General features: G+C 68.5%; 15 protein-coding genes. 14 read left to right on the top strand and 1 reads right to left on the bottom strand.

Annotation, left to right across the window (positions count from 1 at the left end):
• The first annotated feature begins 4 nt into the window (after positions 1 to 4).
• The 14 genes from ACFYW8_RS42755 to ACFYW8_RS42690 all read left to right on the top strand — a co-directional run bounded on the left by ACFYW8_RS42755 (position 5) and on the right by ACFYW8_RS42690 (position 16,277).
• On the top strand, positions 5 to 916 hold the full coding sequence (locus ACFYW8_RS42755; RefSeq protein ID WP_389092685.1) for an ABC transporter substrate-binding protein: 912 nt from the start codon (positions 5 to 7) through the stop codon (positions 914 to 916).
• 70 nt (positions 917 to 986) lie between these two features.
• Positions 987 to 2,153: a DUF3500 domain-containing protein gene (locus tag ACFYW8_RS42750; protein WP_389092682.1), complete on the top strand. Its 1,167-nt coding sequence runs from the start codon at positions 987 to 989 to the stop codon at positions 2,151 to 2,153.
• Between the two features lie 48 nt (positions 2,154 to 2,201).
• The gene (locus tag ACFYW8_RS42745; RefSeq protein WP_389092678.1) at positions 2,202 to 3,080 is read left to right on the top strand and encodes a hypothetical protein; all 879 of its coding nucleotides are present in this window, start codon (positions 2,202 to 2,204) and stop codon (positions 3,078 to 3,080) included.
• A gap of 51 nt (positions 3,081 to 3,131) precedes the next feature.
• Positions 3,132 to 4,115 (top strand): ABC transporter substrate-binding protein, encoded by a 984-nt coding sequence (locus tag ACFYW8_RS42740; protein WP_389092673.1) that lies wholly within the window; start codon positions 3,132 to 3,134, stop codon positions 4,113 to 4,115.
• 43 nt (positions 4,116 to 4,158) lie between these two features.
• Positions 4,159 to 5,019, top strand: a complete 861-nt coding sequence (locus ACFYW8_RS42735) for an amidohydrolase family protein (protein ID WP_389092669.1) — start codon at positions 4,159 to 4,161, stop codon at positions 5,017 to 5,019.
• A gap of 67 nt (positions 5,020 to 5,086) precedes the next feature.
• Positions 5,087 to 5,779: a GntR family transcriptional regulator gene (locus ACFYW8_RS42730; RefSeq protein WP_389092666.1), complete on the top strand. Its 693-nt coding sequence runs from the start codon at positions 5,087 to 5,089 to the stop codon at positions 5,777 to 5,779.
• Positions 5,780 to 5,805: 26 nt separating this feature from the next.
• Positions 5,806 to 7,395 (top strand): carboxylesterase/lipase family protein, encoded by a 1,590-nt coding sequence (locus ACFYW8_RS42725; protein WP_389092661.1) that lies wholly within the window; start codon positions 5,806 to 5,808, stop codon positions 7,393 to 7,395.
• Positions 7,396 to 7,409: 14 nt separating this feature from the next.
• Entirely contained in the window at positions 7,410 to 8,456 is a 1,047-nt protein-coding gene (locus ACFYW8_RS42720) for an ABC transporter substrate-binding protein (RefSeq protein WP_389092656.1), read from the top strand.
• Positions 8,457 to 8,488: 32 nt separating this feature from the next.
• A complete protein-coding gene (locus tag ACFYW8_RS42715; RefSeq protein WP_389092651.1) occupies positions 8,489 to 9,355 on the top strand; it encodes an ABC transporter permease in 867 nt (288 codons plus the stop codon).
• A 114-nt stretch (positions 9,356 to 9,469) separates the two neighbouring features.
• Positions 9,470 to 10,642, top strand: a complete 1,173-nt coding sequence (locus tag ACFYW8_RS42710) for a lactonase family protein (RefSeq protein WP_389092648.1) — start codon at positions 9,470 to 9,472, stop codon at positions 10,640 to 10,642.
• 280 nt (positions 10,643 to 10,922) lie between these two features.
• Positions 10,923 to 11,996 (top strand): ABC transporter substrate-binding protein, encoded by a 1,074-nt coding sequence (locus ACFYW8_RS42705; RefSeq protein WP_389092643.1) that lies wholly within the window; start codon positions 10,923 to 10,925, stop codon positions 11,994 to 11,996.
• Between the two features lie 289 nt (positions 11,997 to 12,285).
• On the top strand, positions 12,286 to 14,178 hold the full coding sequence (locus ACFYW8_RS42700; RefSeq protein WP_389092638.1) for a TolB family protein: 1,893 nt from the start codon (positions 12,286 to 12,288) through the stop codon (positions 14,176 to 14,178).
• A 326-nt stretch (positions 14,179 to 14,504) separates the two neighbouring features.
• The gene (locus ACFYW8_RS42695) at positions 14,505 to 14,924 is read left to right on the top strand and encodes a GNAT family N-acetyltransferase (RefSeq protein WP_389092775.1); all 420 of its coding nucleotides are present in this window, start codon (positions 14,505 to 14,507) and stop codon (positions 14,922 to 14,924) included.
• Between the two features lie 708 nt (positions 14,925 to 15,632).
• Positions 15,633 to 16,277, top strand: coding sequence for a dihydrofolate reductase family protein (locus ACFYW8_RS42690; RefSeq protein WP_365882393.1), 645 nt, complete (start codon positions 15,633 to 15,635; stop codon positions 16,275 to 16,277).
• A gap of 253 nt (positions 16,278 to 16,530) precedes the next feature.
• Here ACFYW8_RS42690 and ACFYW8_RS42685 read toward each other — a convergent pair whose 3' ends face one another.
• Positions 16,531 to 17,628 carry a phosphatidylinositol-specific phospholipase C domain-containing protein gene (locus tag ACFYW8_RS42685; protein ID WP_389092633.1) on the bottom strand — a complete coding sequence of 366 codons (1,098 nt, stop codon included), beginning with the start codon at positions 17,626 to 17,628 and terminating at the stop codon, positions 16,531 to 16,533.
• Positions 17,629 to 18,308 lie beyond the last annotated feature (680 nt).

Below are 18,308 nucleotides of genomic sequence, written 5' to 3'. Positions count from 1 at the left end.
CGGCATGAACCGGGCGCACCACACGGCACCGCTGACCGTACTGCTGGGCGACTACCCGCACACCCGGCCCCTGAAGGACGGGACCGTCCCCGTGGACGGGGCGGACTGCCGCTACCCGGAGTCCGCCCCGCTGCCCCCGGCCTTCGCCCGGATGGTCCGCGAACTGGCCTACGACATCTGCGAGATGCCGATGGCCACCTACCTCCAGGCCAAGGACGCCGGCATCCCGGTGACCCTGCTGCCCGCGGTGCTGGTAGGGAGCACGCACCACCGTTCACTGACCCGGCTGCCCGAGGCCCCGCAGACAGGCCCCGAGGACCTCGCCGGCCGGCGCGTGGGCGTCCGCTCCTACGGCCAGACCACCGGCCTGTGGGTGCGCGGCTGGCTGCGGGAGGAGTACGGAGTCAAGTCCGGCGACGTCACCTGGGTGACCACGGAAGACGTCCACGTCGCCCAATACGTCAATCCCCCCTGCGTCGAGCGGTCAAGGGCCGAGCGGGTCGCGGATCTGCTGCACTCCCACGACGTCAGCGCGGCGGTGCTCGGCCCGAAGGCGATCGGCGGACAGGGCGCCGGAATGGTCCCGCTCGTGGCGGACGCCGAGAGCGCCGGGCTGGCATGGACCGAACGGCACGCGACGATCCCGGCGAACCACCTGCTGGTGGTACGCGACGACGTCCTGCGGACCCGTCCGGACGCCGTACTCGCCTTCTACCGCGCCCTGAAGCAGACGCTCGCCGACACCGCCGGCGAGCGGGACGACTCACCCGCCGGGCGCGCCGTCGCCGCCGGGTGGAGCACGTCACTGACCGCCTGCCTGGAGATCGCCGGACGGTACGCCGTCGAGCAGAGCCTCATCACCAAGCCGGTCGATGTCGCGGAGACCGAGAAGCAGACGGCCTTCCTCGACAAGTGAGCAGACGGTCGGCAAGGGTGCGCCGCCCGGCGGTACACCCACGAACGAACACCGAGAGGAGGAGCAGCGCATGGGAGAGCCGGTAGGGCTGCGCAAGCGGGGCAACCCGCCCACCCGCGAGCCGGAGATCTGGACACCCGACCTGCTCGAAAAGGTCGCCTGGCGGGTCGAAGCGGCGAACGAACCCTTCCGGGGGGTCGCCACGTCGGACGGCATCCAGCAGGGGCTGTTCCCCCTGCGCGACACGGGCGCGGACGTCGGCAAGGTGTACCGGGCGGCCGAGGACTACCTGGCGGGACTGACGCGTGAGCAGCTCGCCGAGGGCCGGTTCCCGATGGACGACGTGAGCTGGCGCCACTGGAACAACGGCGCCCGGTACTTCCTGCGCCACGGCCTGCTGCTGGAGGACTTCGACGACGCGGGGCGCGAGCGGGCCCTGGCCGTCATCCGGGAAAGCCTCAGCGCGCACGGCTACCGCCAGATGGTCGACCTGATGCGCCTCAACCTCACCATCGGCGAGCTGAGCGAGAACACGCACGGACTCAACGAGTGGCTGTACTGGTTCTCCCTCTACGGCGAGCCGGAGAACGGCGGCCCGTGGGGCTGGCAGCTCGACGGGCACCACGTCAACATCAACTGCGTGTTCGTCGGGGACCAGATGGTCCTCACCCCCTCCTTCCTCGGCGCCGAACCGGTGATCGCCGGATCCGGGAAGTACGCCGGGACGGTGGCCTTCCGGGGCGAGGAGGCACTCGGCCACGAACTGTTCACCCAGCTCGACGGCCGACAGCGCCGGCAGGCCGTCATCGCGGACACCATGCCGCGGGAACTTCTCGTCGGAGCCTTCCGGGACAACTGGGAACTCGACTACGAGGGGCTGCGGCTCGCCGAGATGTCGCCCGGCCAACGGGACACCGCGCTCCAGCTCCTTGGCCTGTACGTGAACCGGGCCGGCGACCCCCACGCCCGGGCCCGCATGGAGGAGGTCCTGGCCCACGAAGGAGACACCCGCTTCGGCTGGGCCGGAGACCCCGACGGCACCTTCTACTACCGCTTCCACAGCCCGGTGATCCTCGTCGAGTTCGAGCACATGGCCGGCGTGTTCTTCGACAACGACCACCCCTCGCGCCGGCACATCCACACCATCGTCCGCACCCCCAACGGCAACGACTTCGGCGTCGACCTCCTGCGTCGGCACCGCGAGCGGCACCACAGGTCGCCGCACAGCGCGCACTGACCCACAGACCTTCAGGACCCCGTTCCGTCAGGCGATGAGGAGAGAAGAATGAAGTTGGTGCTCGGCCGTGACGACCTCGCGGCAGCCGCGCTGTCGGCGGCCCGCGAAGCGGGTTCGGAGCCGGAACGCGTCGACATCAAGCCCGTGCACAGAGCTTCCCGCGGCTTCGTGAACGAGTCGGACACGGAACTGTGCGAACTGGCGATCGTGACCGTTCTGCAGGCCCTCGCGTACGGCAAGCCGGTGCTGCTGCTGCCCGTCACGACCCTGGGACGCCACCAGCACCAGACCCTGGTGACCCTCGGCCGCCTGTCGGTCGCCGACGTGGAGGGGCACAGCGTCGGAGTCCGCGCCTGGAGCCAGACCACCGGCGTGTGGATGCGCGGCTTCCTCACCGAGCAGTACGGCATCGACCTGCGCAAGGCGGACTGGACGACGTACGAGGGCCACCATGTCGACGGCGCCGAGGACCCGTCCTGGGTGAAGCGGGCGGCGCGGGGGAGCAGGCTGCCGGCGGACTTCATCGAGGGCCGGATCGACTTCGGGATCATGGGCAACGAACTGCCTTCCGACGACCGCATCCGCACCGCCGTCGACCGGGCCCACGAGGCCGCCGAACAGTGGTCGAAGGACCAGGGGTTCATCCCGGTCAACCACGTCGTCGGGGTGTCGGAGGCAGCCGCCGCGGAGCACCCCGCCGCCGTCCTCGCCGCGTACGACGCCATGCGGTCGGTGCTCACCGCCAAGGAGGAGGGCAAAGACGTCGCCCTGCACCCGGTGGGCTTCGAAGGCCTGCGCGGCGCGTTCACCAAGGCCGCCGCCTACGCGCTGGAGCAGGACGTGATCCCGCACGCGGTGGACTACGACGACCTCGTCGAGCGGACCTGCACGGCGCTCGGCGTACCGCCGGCCCGCCTCGGCGGCTGACAGCCGCGGCACGGGCAGCCGGACCAGAACCAGAAAAGGCAGAGGACAGGTATGGACAAGCTCACGGTAGTTCTCGGGGACTTCCCGCACGCGCGGCCACTGCTGGACGGCGACGCCGAAACAGACGGATACCGGATCGAGCCGGTGGAGGTCAGACCGGTCATCGGCGCCTACCGGCGGATGATCCGGGACCTGGAGTTCGACGTGTGCGAACTGGCCCCGGTGTCCTACCTGATGGCGCGCCAGCAGGGCATCGAACTCACCGCTGTCCCGGTGTTCCTCAACCGGCGCTTCCACCACGGCGACGTGCAGTGCGCCACGCACTCCGGCATCCGCGTGCCGCGGGACCTGGAGGGACGCAGGGTCGGCGTGCGCGCCTACTCGGTGAGCACCGGAGTATGGGTGCGCGGCGTGCTGCGGGACGAGTACGGCGTGGACATCGACAAGATCACCTGGGTGGTGGACGACGACGACCACATCGAGGGCCGCGTCCCCTCCAACGTCGAGCGGGTCACGGACGGCCGCTCGCTGGGAGAGCTGCTGAGCGCCGGAGAGATCGACGCCGCGCTGACCGGCAACGCCGGAACGGGACGGGCCGGCGCACCCAAGGCCGGCTGGACGGCGGCGGCCGAACCGGAGCCCGGCGACGACGACACCCCGTACCCGCTCTTCCCCGAGGCCGGCACGCTCGCCGTCGACCACTACCTGCGGACCGGCGTCTACCCCCTGCACTCGCTGATCTCGGTGCGCTCCGAACTCGTGGAGCGTGACCCCGGCCTGCCGTCGAAGCTGTACGCGGCATTCACGGTGAGCAAGCAGCTGCACCTCACCGACCGGCCCGAGTGGGCGGCCGTACCCAGGCTGGCCCGTCAGGGGCGCGCGATCGGCGCCGACCCCGTCCCCTACGGCATCACGGCCAACGAGCCCAGCCTGAACGCCATGGTGCGGTTCGCGAAGGACCAGGGCCTGCTCGACGCGGACTTCCCCACCGACCCGCGCTCGCTGTTCGCCGAGGGCGACTACCCCGACGCCTGAGCCGGCCCGCGCGGAACCCACCAAGGACAAGGGAGCACCACACGTGGACGTCGTCGACGCACACTGCCACATCATCTCCGAAGACCTGACCGGTTACCCCAAGGCGCCGATCGGCGGGAAGCAGTCCGAGTGGGCCGCGACCCGCCCCGTGACCGCCGAGGGCATGATCAGCCGCATGGTCGAGACGGGCATCGACCAGGCCGTCCTGGTCCAGGCCACCACGAACTACGGCTACGACAACTCGTACGTCATCGACAGCAGCCGGCTCCGGCCCGGGCGCTTCATCGCCGTCGGCACGGTCGACCCGCTGCGGCCGGACGCAGCCGCGAACCTCAAGGCGGCGGTCGGCGACGGCGGTCTGGCAGGTGTCCGGCTGTTCACCAGCGGCAGCACCGTACCCACGCAGGGGGAGTGGTTCGTCGCCCCGGAGACGTTCCCCTTCTGGGAGCAGGCCGCAGAACTGGATCTGCCGGTGTGTCTCCAGATGCGCCTGGGACCGGCCACCGGACAACTGGTGGAGCTCCTGGAGCGGTTCCCCGGTGTGAAGGTGCTCCTCGACCACATCGGCTACCCCGGCATCGCCGCCTCGCCCGCCGGCGCCGGCGCCGAGGTCGCGGCACTGGCCGTCCACCCGGGCCTCCACCTCAAACTCACCCACCGGAACCTGGAGCGGCTGCGGGACGCCGGAGAGCGGGCCGGAGACTTCCTCGGACCGGTCGTCGGGGCCTTCGGCGCCGAGCGGATCGCCTGGGGGTCGAACTGCCCGGCGGCCGAGCAGTCGCTGCCGGAACTCCTCACCCTCGCCCAGGACGTCCTCCAGGGGCTGCCGGAGCGGGACCGGCAGGAGATCTTCGCCGGAACGGCCCGGCGCCTGTACCCGTCCCTGGGCGGACACGGGAGCTGATGGCAGATGTCGTCGGTTAGGGTTCCCGCCTCGGACCTCATCCTCACAGAGCGCAAAGGCGGCCATGGTGGACAGCGACAGCATCGATGCCGAGTCCGGGACGAAGGCGGCGGGCACCCGCTACAGCCAGGCGTACGAAGGCCTTCGCTCCCTGCTGCTGTCCGGGAGCATCGAACCCGGTACGCGGCTGACCGAGGCGGACCTGACCCGGATGTTCAACGTCTCGCGGAGCACCATGCGCTCCGCGCTGGTGCGGCTCACGCAGGAGGGCTACGTCAGCAGCGAGGTCAATCGCGGGGTGCGCACCCGAAGCTTCTCCCCGGAAGAAGCGGCGGACATCCTGGAGGCCCGCGAGACGCTGGAGTCAGCACTCGCCGGCAAGGCGGCGGAGCGTGCCACGGCCGAGGAGATCGAGGACATGCGCCGCACGCTCCGGGACATGGAGGAGGCGCGGTCCCGCGGAGACCAGGACGCCTACTCGCGCGGGAACCGCAGCTTCCATCAGCAGATCAAGCTGGCCGCGCATCAGACGACCCTGGCCCGCGCCTACGACACCCTGCTCTACCCCCTGGTGATGCGTCAGTACCGCAATCTCTCCGTACAGCACCCGAGAACCGGGTCGATCGAAGAGCACCAGGCCATCTTCCTCGCCATCGTCACACGCAATCCCGACGCGGCCGTCGCGGCGATGCGCCATCACGTCGGCTCCGCCCGCAGGGCGTTGCTGTTGGACAAGTCCCCGTTGCCCCCGGTCACCTGAGGGCTCACCGGGGCGGAAAGAACCGCATGCGCCACACGGTGGACACCGAAGCGGGGCCCGTGGAGGGCATACCGTGCCGGGACCGCTCCGTCACCGTCTTTCGAGGCATCCCCTACGCCGCCCCACCGGTCGGCGATCTGCGGTGGCGGCCCCCTCAGCCGCCTCCGCGCTGGGAAGGCGTCCGGCGTGCCGGCCGATTCGGACCCATGTGCCCGCAGGCGCCCACCGACGCCGCCGCGACCGGCCTCGACCTGCCCATGAGCGAGGACTGCCTCAACCTCAACATCTGGACGGGCGCGCCCTCCACTCAAGAACTCCGCCCCGTCCTTGTGTGGATCTACGGGGGTGGATTCCGCGAGGGCACCGGAGCCCATCCTCGCTACGACGGCGAGAAGCTTGCGCGCAACGGCCTCGTCGTGCTCACCTTCAACTACCGCCTCGGCGCCCTCGGCTTCCTCGCCACACCAGAACTGAGCGAGGAGTCCGAACACGGCTCTTCCGGCAACTACGGGCTCCTCGACTGTGTCGCCGCCCTGCGCTGGGTGAGAGACAACATCGCGCACTTCGGCGGCGACCCCGGCCGGGTCACCGTCGCCGGCCAGTCCGCAGGGGCCGGCATGGTCAATTTCCTGACCATGTCACCGCTCGCCAAAGGCCTGTTCCACCGTGCGGTCGCCCAGAGCCACGCCCGCTACGCACGCGATCCCGAACTCCGCTACCTGTCCACCTCCTACCGGCTGCCGGCCGACGCCGAGAGCGCCGGTGACCGCTACGCACGAACACACGGCGCGAGCACGGCCCGCGCCCTGCGCGCCCTGCACTGGCGCAAGCTGATCGACGGCCACCACCCCGTCGACACCGCCGTCGACACCGGTGGCCCGGCGGGTCCACCCGTGTTCCGTCCCGTCGTGGACGGCTGGGCACTCCCCGCCGGCTACGACGAGACGTACGCGAAAGGCCTGCAGAACAACGTCGACTACCTCACCGGGAACAACCTCGACGAGAGCGGCGCGGTCCCACCGGGCCTGGTCGCCGCCCTGCGCGGCGGGCGTCGAACTCTCAGGCCGGGCTCACCGCCGGTCAACGTGACTCTTGAGCAACATGTCACCTCGGCCCGGCGGAAGTTCGGGCCGTTCACCGAGGAGTTCCTACGGCTGTACCCGGCCGGCACGGACGACGAGGCGGCCCTCGCGAGCAGCCGGGCGGCACGTGACAACTCCCGCGTCTCAACCTCCTTGTGGGGCGCCGACTGGACCCGGCACGCCACGGGCCAGGTGCGCTCCTACTTCTGGACCCACCGCGGCCCGGCCCCGGACCACGGTCCGAGGCGGGCGGGGCACGGTTCGGAGATCGACTACATCTTCCACAACCCCAAGGGTGGTACCGGGGCGTGGACCGAGGAGGACCACGAGATCGCCCGCACTCTCATGGGCTACTGGACCAACTTCGTCTCCACCGGCGACCCCAACGGTCGCGGCCTTCCCCCTTGGCCCGTCTTCTCACCGGACGCCGCCACCGTCATGGAGATCGGCGCGCACTTCCGGGCCATCCCCGTATCCGATCCAGCCCGCACCGATTTCTGGATCCGGTTCTTTTCTGCTCAACAAGCTTGGTGAACAAAGGAGTTCCCATGAACCACCGCACGAGCCGCACGAACCGCATGCCCCTCGCACTGCTCGTCTCCGTGATATCCAGCGCTGCGCTCCTGACCGCCTGTGGCAACGACGGTTCGTCGTCGGTCGGCTCCGACGGCAAGACGACCGTCTCGGTCGGTGTGAGCGGAAACGTCTTCGACCTGTCCATCCGCCTGGCGGACGAGAGCGGATACTTCGACAGGCAGAACATCAAGATCAAGTATGTGACGCTGACCGCCGCCACGGGCACCGCGGCCCTCCAGTCGGGTTCGGTGCAGTTCCTCAACTCCAGCCCCACCAGCTTCCTGGGCGGCCTCAGCAAGGGCCTGCCGGAGCTGTCGGTCGCCACGAACGGCGGGGGCAACCCGCTCGGTGTGGTCGTCAGCACCGCGTTCGCCGACAAGCACAACCTGACCGCCGCCAGCCCGGCCGGTCAGGTGGCCAAGGCCCTCGCCGACTCGACAGCGGGCGTCAGCTCCGCCAACACCAAGGCCGAGGCCGGCATCTTCCTCAACGCCCACGGTGTCGACCCGAGCAAGCTGAAGTGGGTCTCGCTGCCGAGCCCGGCCGCCGACAAGGCCGCACTCACCAAGGGCGAGGTGGACTGGTTCATCACCTCCGAGCCCATCCCGCTGCAGGTCCAGCACGACGGTGACGGGGTCGTGGTGGCCGACCCGACCAAGGTTCCGGAATGGTCCTACGACGAGGCCGGATACGGCCAGGTCGTGGTGGTGAAGAAGGACTACGCCAAGACCAGCAGCGCCACGGTGAAGGGCTTCGCCACCGCCGTTCAGCAGGCCACCGCCTACCTCGGCTCGCACCCCGCCGACGACAAGAACGTGCTGGCCGCCTCACGCAAGACCCTGCCGGGTGTGCCCGACGACGTGCTGAGCGCCGCAGTCAAGCAGGTCGAGTGGCCGAAGAGCGCCAAGCAGGACGAGGCCGGGTGGAAGAAGACCCTCACCTTCGTGAAGGACGGTATCGGCGCCGTCCCGGACGCGAGCCTGTCCTCCGCCGACTGGACCAACACCTACCTGCCGTGACCCGGCCGAGCCCGACCGGAAGGGAGCAGACCATGGCAACCGCCACCGGCAAAGCCGTGACCAAGCCCGACCCCGAGACCGACGACCGGCCCGCCAGGAAGGCACACGCCGGCTGGAACAACACCCTCGGCGTCATCACGCTGCGCATATTGGTGATCATCGTCGCGCTCGTCCTGTGGCAGGCGATGAGTGGCTCGGTCGTACCCGAATACGCCGTCAGCAAGCCCACCGACGTCTACGACGCACTCATCACGATGCTGGGCTCGTCCACGGGATGGACCGACATCAAGGTGACCACTGTCGAAGTGCTGGCCGGCTTCGGCCTCGGCGTCGTCGCGGGAACGGTGATGGGCCTGGTGCTGGGCTCCTTCCCCCTTCTGGGAAGGGTGCTCGAACCGCTCGTCGCCGCCCTCAACGGCATTCCCAAGATCGCACTGGCCCCCCTGTTCCTCCTGTTCTTCGGCATCGGCCCTTGGTCGAAGATCACCATCGCCATGACCGGCGTCGCCTTCGTCGTCTTCTACAACGTCTACCTCGGCCTGCGGCTGAGGGAACGCGAACTCGTGGAAGTCGTCCAGGTGATGGGCGGACGCAAGCACCACGTTCTGGGCTACGTGACGATCCCGACCCTCGCCGCCCCGTTCTTCGCCGCACTCAAGACCGGCGGCCCGCTCGCCATCCTCGGCGTCATCGGCGGCGAGTTCATCGCCTCCTCCGAAGGCGTCGGCCACGAACTGTTCACCGTGGCCCAGAACCTCGACGCCGCGGCCGAATTCGCCGGCCTCATCGTCCTTGTCGCCCTGACGCTCGCTCTCAACGGCGTACTGAGCGCACTCGACACGTACGCCCTCAAGCGCCTTGGCCTCGCGCCCCGCCGACGCCCGCAGCCCAAGGGCTGAAGGCCGCCCACACCAACGAAACAGAGAGGCGTCCCCGACATGAGCGATACCCCCCACCCGCCACCGTACGATCCCCCGAACGTGCGAGCACCCCGGCGACCTTCCCGAAGAACCGTGCTGGCGGCCCTCACGGCGTCGGCCGCGACCGCCGCACCACTGCTCTCCGCCGTTCCGGCCGGAGCTGCTCCGCGCCGGCCCGGTGACCTGCTCTACATCGGCACCTGGGGACAGAACCAGGTGCACGCGGTGCGATTCGATCCCCATCGCGGGACCATGACCCCCCTCGGCTCCATGGCCCAGGTCAGCTCGAACTGGGTCGCGGCGCACCCCACCCGACCAGTCCTCTACGTCGCCGGTGCCGAGCAGGGCGGCCACATCCGCTCCTTCCGGATCGACGACACCTCAGGAGCCCTCCAGCAGCTCGGCGAGATCGAGACGGAGACCGTGCCGGCCGGCAGCGGCGGGCTGTCGTACATCGGACTGACCGCCGACGCGGGCGCCCTCCTGGTCGCCGACTTCGCAGCCGGATCCGCAGCGACCGTAAGCATCGGCGAGGACGGCAGCCTCGGCGCCGTGGCGTCCCGCGTGCAGGACACCGGTTCAGGCCCCAGCCCCCGGCAACTGGGCCCGCACCCCCACCACGTGGTCGTCGACCCGAGCCGCCGGTTCGCCCTGGTCGCCGACTTCGGCGCCGACCGGGTGTTCGTCCACGACTACGACCGCGTCACGCACCAGATGTCCGCCGACACATCCAATGGCCCCCGCTCCTATGCGACGCCACCAGGATCGGGCCCGCGGCGCCTGGCCTTCCATCCGAACGAACCGATGCTCTACCTGCTCAACGAACTGACCGCAGACATCCAGGTCCTGCAGTGGGACGAGCGACGTGGGGTGCTGACACCACGTCAGACCCTTTCGACGAACGCGCCGGGCCACACCGGAACCACGAGCGCCGCCGAACTGGCGATCAGCCGCACCGGCCGCCACGTCTACACCTCCAACCGCGGCGACAACACCCTGGTCGTCTTCTCCGTGAACCCCAGGACCGGGCTGCTCGCAGAAGCCCAGCGCGTCGCCTGCGGCGGCATCACACCGTGGAGCTTCTCCCTCCACCCCAGCGGCCGATGGCTGTTCGTCGCCAACGAGGCGAGCGGCACGGTGAACCTCTTCCACGTCGACCGCTCGTCCGGGCAACTCACGGACACGGGCGCCTCCGTGGCCGTGCCCTACCCGGACTGCATCGCCTTCCGTACGTCGACCGGCACACCCCGTACCGGACGTTCTTGACGGCAGAAGCCGCTGCCAGGTGCAATCCGGTGCCACCGTGCTGCACCTGGGGCCGGCCCAGCTCTCCCCGGCCCGCGCTGTGCGGGCCCATGCGCACGCGCCGGCGGATGAGCGCAGCTACGCCTTCCGCCCCGGACCTTGACTGCAGCGCACGCCCCCACACGCACACCTGCTGCGTGGCCGAGGCCCCTCTCTCCGCCACTCCTCCCTCATCGGTTCGCGCTGCGTCGCGCGGTTCCCGTACTGGATCACCTTCAGGACATGGCGACAGGAGAAAATCATGAGGCTTCGCCACAAGCACCTCCCGGTTCCTGTGGGCGGACCGCCATCGGCGGTCGCCGGCAGGCGAGCGGTCACCCTCGCGACGACCATGGCGCTCACCTCCGCCCTGCTCACCGCATGCGCGGACTCGGATACCGCGGGCTCGGACGCGACGGACACGGTCACCGTCGGTGTCGCGGGCAACGTATTCGACGTCCCTCTCAGAGTGGCGGACGCCCGGGGCTACTTCCGCAAGCACGGGCTGAAGGTCAACTTCGTGACCGTGACAGCGACCACGGGTACGTCATCCCTCGAATCGGGTTCCCTGCAGTTCCTCAACTCCAGCCCCACCGGTTTCCTGGGCGCCCTGGCGAGGGGTCTCCCGGAGACCGCGGTCGGAGTGGACGGGCTGGGCAACCCGCTCGGTCTCGTCGTGAGCAAGGAGTTCGCACGCCGGCACGGGCTGACAGCCAAGTCCCCTTCGGGCGACGTCGCCAGGGCGCTGGCCGGTTCAACCGGCGGCTTCAGCTCGGCCAACACAAGGGCCGAGTCGGAGATGTTCCTGAAGGACGGCAATGTCGGGACCGACGAGGTCACGTGGGTGTCGCTTCCGAACCCCGGCGTGGACAAGGCCGCGCTGGGCGCCGGCCGGATCGACTGGTTTCTCACCTCGGAACCGCTCCCGCTGCAGATCCAGGAGTCCGGAGACGGTGTCGTGGTGGCCAACTCCCACACGGTGAACGAGTGGGGCAGCAGCTATGCCGGCTACGGACAGATCGTGGTGACCCGCAAGAGTTACACCCGTCAACACGCCGCCGAAGTCAGGAAGTTCATGGCAGCTGTGCGTGAGGGGACGTCCTACCTGTACGAGCACGTCAATGAGCCGTCCGTCGTGTCGGTGGCGAAGACGGCATTACCCGGTGTTCCTGACTCGGTGGTGCAGGCCGGCATCAAGGAGGTCGAGTGGCCGTGGTTCGCAGACATGGAACCAGGGGTGTGGAAGAAGACCCTTGATTTCGTGAGCGAGCTCGGCGCCCTCCCCGAGGGCGCCGAGCTCACCCCAGAGGACTGGAGCAACGAGTACCTGCGATGACCGGGCCGTGTTGTCGGACAATTCAAAGTCCACCTCGGCGGGTCAGGCGCTTCGAGCCCTGTGTTTTTGCAGGATCTCTTGAGATCCGATTTCTTCGGTGTTACGTTCACGCCCAACTTGTTCGACAATCCATGCGGCGGGCGTATGTGACCCACGAACCGAGCGGCACCCGGGACCCGAGCTGCGTCGCAGCTGACATGGCCATCCCGCGGAGCCGGCGAACACGTCGTGCGCGGTGAATCTCCCGCGCGGTTGCGCGTCCCCCGACAACGAAAGGACCCGGACAGCGATGTCACCCGACATGAAGCGTCGAGCGTTCCTCACGGCCAGCGCGGCCGTTGCCGGCGTCGCACTGCTGCCCAAACCCTTCGCCGTGGCGGCGGCCGCCTCCGGCAAGAAGGGCGTGGTGCTGATGAACCGAATCGGTCCGTCCTCGGCAACCCTGTGCATCGCGAACGCCGACGGTTCGAACGAACGCGAGCTGCTGCAGAGCGCGGCGTTCGATCACCACGCTTCCTTCTCCGCCGACGGCGCATCGGTGTTCTTCACGTCCGAGCGCACCGGCGACGGCAACTCTTGTCTCTACCGGGCCAAGGCCAACGGATCGGGTGTCCAGCAACTGGTGGTCAACTCGGCCATGAACGACTGGGCCGTTCCGTCTCCGGACGGCACAAAGGTGGCCTACGTGTCCACGAGCGGGGACCACAGGACACACATCTGGCTGCTCGACCTGAGCACGAAAAAGCGGACCAACCTGACCGGCGCCGCGGCTCTCGCCGGCGATCCCGCAAGCCCTGACGGCCACTTCCGCCCCTCCTGGTCGCCCGACAGCCAGTGGATCGCCTTCTCCAGCGACCGCAACACGACATGGCGGGGCCACGGCAACGGCACCGGCTGGGAGCACACGCAGGCGCTGAGCGTCTACATCATCCGACCGGACGGCACCGGATTCCGCCAGGTCGCGACCCGGGACGGATACTGCCTCGGTTCACCGAAGTGGTCGCCCGACGGGTCCCGGATCGTCTTCTACGAGATCACCGTCGAGGGAACCTGGGGCGCACACCGCCCGGAGGCCATCGGGACCGTCGAATCCCAGATCGTCTCGGTCGATGTCGCGACCGGGGCACGCGTCGAACACACCTCCGGACCCAACCTGAAGGTCGGGCCCCAGTACGTCAGCGCCACCGAGATCGGCTATCTCGTCAAGGGCGGAGCGGACGAGGGCCTGGCCTACGTCGGGGGTACGCGGCCGTCGGTCAAGCGGGCACTGCGTTCGCCGGTCTGGTCGCCTGACGGAACGTCGGTGATCTACGAGAAGCTCGGCTATACGACGCGCACGCTCGACGAACCGCTCTACAGCTGGGACCCGGACTGGGACTACCGCTTCTGCGACGTGTTCCCCGCTCTGTCCAAGGACGGGCGCCTCGCGATCACCGACAAGCAGCTCGGCAACTCCTCCATCGTCACCATGCGCCCGGACGGGTCGGACCAGAAGGTCGTCTTCGACACCGCCACCTCGGGCCTAGACCAGGTGATGGTCGCCCACGGGCTGGCCGGCGCGTTCCGGCCCACCTGGTCGCACGACGGCAAATGGATCGCCTTCGGCCTGGGCGGCTGGTTCCAGGCGCGCGCGACAAGCACTGCCGTACTGGTGAGGGTGCCCAGCGACGGCTCCTCGCACCAGGTGCTCACGGACGGTTCGACAAACGCCGGCTTCCCGAGCTACTCGGAGGACGGCAACCGGATCGTCTACCGCGTATGGGGCGCGGAGAAGGGGCTGCGCATCCTCGACCTCAAGACCGGCGCGACGACCGTCCTCACGACCGAGTCCGACAACCTGCCCGACTGGTCCTGCGACGGCAAGCTCATCCTCTTCACCCGGAAGACGAGCCCGACCAACTTCGACGTGTGCACCATCAAACCTGACGGAAGCGACCTGAAGATCCTCACCAGCAGTGGCGCGAACGAAGGTCACGCGGTCTGGAACTACGACGGCCGCATTCTGTACAACAGCGGCATGTACGGCTTCCGCGAGGAAGCCGCACTCTACGACGACACCTTCCAGCCCTACGGCCAGATCTTCAGCATGAAGGCGGATGGTTCCGACAACAGGATGCTGACCGACAGCCGGTGGGAGGACTCGATGCCGCTCTACCTCACGCAGGACGTCCTCGCCCGATGACGGGAGCGCAAGGTCGGCAGTGCGTGCCTCAGGCAGACGACTCCTCCACCGAAGGTGTCCGGCACATACCGGTCGACGACGGGTAACCCCGCCCGTAACTGCCTTCCCTGGCCCGGGCGCAATGATCGGGGTGACCGGTTCAGGGAAGAGAGACCTGACCGTCACCAGGCGCACCAGGCGGAGCGAGAGACGGGGCCGCCGGTGTCGTCTGCGGTGCCTTCCGGAGGAAAGCCGGATGCGTCGGGATCACTCATCTGCGATAGTCGCGCGCTGTGAACAGTGCTGAGTTTGTGTTTCGTCGTGGGAATGACTCTGACGCGGCCGATATGGCCGACGTGTGGCTGCGTTCCTTCACCACCGCGCTGCCGACCGTGCGCCGTGCGCACGGCGACGACGAGGTGCGGGACTGGTTCTCTTGCGTGGTCGTGCCGAGGTACGAGACCTGGGTCGCGGTCGCCGAGGGCTCGGTGGTCGGGCTCCTGGTACTCGACGGCGAGGAACTGGAACAGCTCTACCTTGATCCGTCGTGGCGTGGCAGGGGTGTTGGCGACCGGTTCGTGGATTTGGCCAAGCAGCAGCGACCGGATGGACTGGGGCTGTGGACGTTCCAGGTCAACGGACCCGCGCAACGGTTCTACGAGCGGCACGGCTTCGTCGCGGTTGAGCGTACCGACGGCCTGCGCAATGAGGAGCGTGAGCCGGACGTCCGCTATGTCTGGCGGCCCCAGGAACAGGGCTCTCCGTGAAGAGCGGCCACGCGGTCGCCGACAGTTGGTGGCCGCCCCCGCGCATGTCCTTCTCGTTGCGGATAAGGGCCCGTTCACGCCGCTGGGCGGCCGGGCGGCCGGGAGGGTGGGCGCGCGTGGTGAGCACGGCGAGGGCCGGCTCCCGGTCCGCCTGCGGCCGGCGTAGAGGCGACGACCGACGATCCTCCGAGCTCCGAGCAGCGAGCGATGACACGGAGGCCGGCCGCACCACCTGATCGAAGATCACGAACCGTCATGCAAGGTTACCCACGAAGGTTCAATCGCTCGACGGCGAACAGTTCCAGGTGCGCGCAGTTCGGGCAACGAAAGGCATCGATCTGCCACTGTGGCAGGCCACGCGTCTTGGCCATGCCCATTATGCCCCGTTCAAGTAGGCTTCCGAACCATCGCGCGTACCCGCGGGCGCCTTGACCGGTGTCACTGACAAAGCCCTGCTCAAGCCCGACTTGACCGCATTGAGTGCACCGCATGTTGTCCATTGAGGGAGTCTAGGTGGGGCCGGAGGGTGATGCTGGTGAGTTTCGTGATGCCGTGGGACGCGGGTGCGGCTGCCGCCCGAGCAATTGTGCTGGAAAGCTCGACGTCGTAGAGCTGCTCGACTTGTTGATGGACCGTTCACGGGCGCGGCGATGAGTTTTTCCGGCCCGGCAGGTCTTACTGTCATTGACGCCGTCACAGGAGGATCACGTGGTTCAGCTGCTCAGGGTTCAGAACTTCACAGTCTCGAGTGACGGGATCGCTGCCGGCGAGGACCAGACCCTCGAGAGGCCGTTCGGCCATGTCGATCCCGGGAGGCTGTTCTCCTGGGCCGGAGCCACGGCGAGCTGGCCGATGCGCGCCGATGGCGGGGGGAGCCGGGGTCTGGATGACTACCTCACGCGGGACTTCGCCCACAACATCGGCGCCGAGATCATGGGCCGCAACAAGTTCGGGCCCCAGCGCGGGCCCTGGCAGGACCACGAGTGGCAGGGCTGGTGGGGGGATGAGCCACCCTTCCGTACTCCGGTGTTCGTCCTGACCCACCACGGGCGCCCTTCGATCACGCTGTCCGACACCACGTTCCACTTCGTCGAGGGCGACCCTGCCACGGTCCTTGAGCAGGCCCGGGAGGCGGCACAGGGCAAGGACGTACGACTCGGCGGCGGAGCCACCACCATCCGGGAGTTCCTGGACGCCGACCTCGTCGACACCATGCACGTGGCGGTCTCGCCGGTGAAGCTCGGATCCGGAGTACGACTGTGGGAGTCCCCCGATGAACTGCTCGACCGGTTCCACCTGGAGGTCGTGCCCAGCCCGAGCGGTGTGACACACCACCTGTTCTGGCGCAAATGACCGGTCCTCAGGGTCGGCTCGGCCCCGCACCCGCGGGCACGGGGCGGAGCCGACCCCGGCTCAACTGACGCGAACGGGCCAGGTCATGGAGTACGAGTCGGTCAGTCTGGTGAGCAGCCGGCTTCGGCTGCCCCACCCGTCACGCCCGATGCCGGGTGCCGGGTGCCCCGATCGGAGTGTCCGACCGACCGAGGCACCCGGCGGGGTCGAGCGGTGGAGCGATTCGGCAGCAGAAGCGTGGATCAGCCGTCGTTCAGCCGCGTGGCAGGACCAGCGACTGTACCTCCGGCAGGCCCCGCCAGTCGTTCGACGCGACCGTGGCGTGCGCCTTGGCCAGCAGCGTGACCCGTGCCGACGCGTCCGGCGACGACGGGTTGACGTCGTCCAGAGCAGGCGACACGTTCTGCGAGTCCGTCATGAACAGCAGGTAGTGGTTGATGTCGTACCAACTCGTGTCGATGCCACTGTTGATGTATGAGGCCGCGTCACCGTCGAACGCCACGAACCACGGCCGCAGCGTCGTGTCGGAGTAACGGGTGCGCGGGTCGCCGGACGCGGCGTTGTGCACGGAGGGGAAGATGTTCGCCTGCGCCGTGGTGCCCGCAGTGTGCAGGTTGCGCAAGTAGGTCGCGTACTCCCTGTCCGTCCAGAGGGTGTCGGTCGGATTGTTCTCCTCGACCGTGCCGGGGATGATCTCCAGCAGCACCTTGCCAGCCAACTGGCCCCGCGTCGGCCAGTTGCCGGCCTTGGCCGCGTCGTCCAGGGTGGCGTACTTGCCACCGCCTGGCTTGTTCAGCAGGTCGTCCGGCTTGTAGACCAGGCTGCCCAGGTGCGCGGTGATCGACTGGTCCAGCTTGGCCGGGCTCATTCCGAGGTTGGCCTGGAAGCCGGACTTCATCTCCAGCTTGATGATCAGCGGCCCGTGTCCGGGGTGCGCGCCGAGCCACACCCGGACGTCGTCCAGGCAGCTCTCCAGGTTCTTGTTGGCGCTGCCGGTGTACAGGTCGGCGGCCGAGGAGGCATTGACGCAGTTGTTGCCGTTGCTGGTCAGACTGTCGTGGCTGACCTTCCACTCCTGGGTGAAGAAGTCGTCCCAGACGTCCAGCTCGATCATCGAGGTACCGGTGTCGAGGCCCTGCGCGAGGTACGTGAACGCACCGGGTTCGTAGGTGTTGTGAATTCCGGAGGTGGTGGTGCCGGAGAATTGCAGCGAGTTCGTGTCGTCGGCGGCGGCGGAGGCGGTGGTGCCTCCGGCTCCGGCGGCACCGAAGGCCAGAAGCAGACTCAGCGTGCCGAGCAGCCCGGTACGCACTGCCGCGAGCGGGCGGAGGGGAAATCTAAGGCGGCTCATCGAACCGGTCAAGGTTCCTCCATCGTGGGGGTGACTCTCCGTCTGGACGGTGACGGCTACGCGTGAATCGACGGAGACATGACACGTAACGCGATCTAGAATCCTGCTGTCGGCTACGATTCCGGTCGATCTTTTCCGGCCTTTTGCAGGCCGCTGAGCTTTCGTTTTCTTATGTCCGTCGCCGGTTCGTGGCGGACACCGCCGGAGAATGTGCGCACAGCGGGACGTATGACGAATGTGGATCAAGGGGCACGGCCGGTGCCTTGTGAGCGGTCACAGTCACTCACCGAGGGCCGCGGCCATTGCGATTGCCTCGCAGCCCAGGGAGAGTTCGTCGTCTCGTCGTCTCGTCGTCTCGTCGTCTCGTCGCCACGGCCCGGTGGCCCACTTCCCTTCGTAGCCGGTGGAGCGCCACCACCCGCGGCCGGACTGCGGCGGCGCGGCCTCGGCGAAGCCAGGGCGGTTGCAAGTTCCGGGATCGCGTAGATCGTCCGCGCCCAGCGGGAGTTGACGTGGCAACAGCACCGGCACTTGCTGTCTGCCGTCACCCACGCCCCCACCGTCACCCTGGCCCAGCGGGAGGTGGGGGCCAAGACCAACGAGACAGCCGCCTTCCGCCCGCTGCTGGAACCACTCGATCTGGCCGGCACCGTGGTCACCTTCGACGCCCTGCACAGCGT

The organism is Streptomyces sp. NPDC002742, assembly GCF_042888885.1.
Classification (GTDB): Bacteria; Actinomycetota; Actinomycetes; order Streptomycetales; family Streptomycetaceae; genus Streptomyces.
The sequence above is the reverse complement of the archived record's forward strand: the minus strand, read 5'-3'. Positions and strand labels throughout refer to the sequence as shown.